The sequence below is a fragment of the Aeromonas sp. QDB25 genome (assembly GCF_027707725.1).
In the GTDB taxonomy this organism is placed as follows: Bacteria; Pseudomonadota; Gammaproteobacteria; order Enterobacterales; family Aeromonadaceae; genus Aeromonas; species Aeromonas caviae.
The window spans coordinates 1-1,431 of record NZ_JAPCIZ010000198.1 but is presented as its reverse complement, the minus strand read 5'-3'; the positions used below and the strand labels follow the sequence as shown (position 1 = coordinate 1,431).

At 57.1% G+C, this 1,431-nt stretch carries 1 protein-coding gene; it reads left to right on the top strand.

Annotated features, from left to right (window positions below; genetic code table 11):
* Window positions 1–83: 83 nt before the first annotated feature.
* The gene (locus tag PG883_RS23450) at window positions 84–1,421 is read left to right on the top strand and encodes an IS4-like element ISAeme15 family transposase (RefSeq protein WP_049636880.1); all 1,338 of its coding nucleotides are present in this window, start codon (window positions 84–86) and stop codon (window positions 1,419–1,421) included.
* Window positions 1,422–1,431: the final 10 nt, after the last annotated feature.

Below are 1,431 nucleotides of genomic sequence, written 5' to 3'. Positions count from 1 at the left end.
GCAATGCTGATCAGTTAAGGATCCATTGACCGATCCTTCTGCTGTAGGACAATCCGGAACCAATCACTGGTTCCGGATTTTTTATGTCTATTGCAAACGATCTGAACGATGTTGTTGAGGCATCTGGCGACATGCTGGCTCGGCTGGCCATTTTTGCCGACCATATTCCCGACGAATGGATTACTGCCGCTGCCGCCTTGTCTGAAAAGGCCACTATCCGCCGACGCCGCTTACCTTCTGATATGGTCTTGTGGCTCGTCGTGGGGATGGCCTTTTTCCGCAATGAGCCCATCTCCGAGGTCGCTCGGCGCCTCAACATCTGTGCAGAAGGGTTGGCCAATGATGCCTTGCTCGCGGACAGTGCCCTGTCTCAGGCCCGTCAGCGACTCGGCAAACAGCCGCTCGAGTGGCTGTTCAAACAGTGCGCCGATGTGTGGGGGCGGGAACGTTATCCTGAAGACCATTGGCACGGTTTACAGGTCTTTGCCATCGATGGGGCCCTGTTCCGAACCCAGGATATGCCTGAACTCAGAGCACATTTCGGCTCGGGTAACACCTCAACCAACCGGCAGACACCCTACCCGATGCTGCGGTTGGTCACGCTCATGAATGTCCGCTCGCATGTCATTGCCAACGCGGCCATCAGCCCGTACCGCAAAGGGGAAATCCCCCTGGCCAGCGAGTTCATTCACTCATTGCCGGACAAGTCAGTGACCCTGCTGGATAAAGGCTTCTTCGGTGCCGACCTGTTGCTGCGTATTCAGGCCGAAGACACCGACCGTCACTGGCTCATCCCGGAACGCAAGGGGCTGGTATACACGGAACTTGAGCGTTATGGCGACGGTGACCGTCTGTTGCAAATGACGGTCTCGCCTCAGGCTCGCAAGAAAAACCCGGCGTTGCCGACACACTGGCAAGTTCGCGCAGTGACCTATGAGGTGGCAGGCAAGGAGAAAACGGTCTTTACCTCCCTGCCCGTGGCGCGATTCAGTGCAGCTCAGGTGGCGACCCTGTACCACGAGCGCTGGGAAATCGAGCTGGGATACCGGGATATCAAAAGCGCGATGCAGCACAACGCCATCACGCTGAGAAGCAAGAAAGTGAACTTGGTCTATCAGGAGCTGTGGGGATTGCTGCTTGGATACAATCTGGTCAGGCGGGAGGCCAGCCAGGCCGCCGTAGCCCATCAGCGAGCGCCCAATGAGGTGAGCTTTAAGTTTGCCTGTCAGTTCATCGCGAACCAGATGGCAGTGATGGCGGGCGCGTTATCGCCAGCCCATACGCCACGGAGGTTGGCGGAGTTGCGGGGCTGCATAGGCGTCATGTTCATAGAAAAACGCCCCAGGCCATCGAGACCCAGGGCGGTGAAGATATCAAAGACCCGTTTTCCGGTAAATCGCAATGCGGCTCCGCTTAAGTGAACAGCATTGC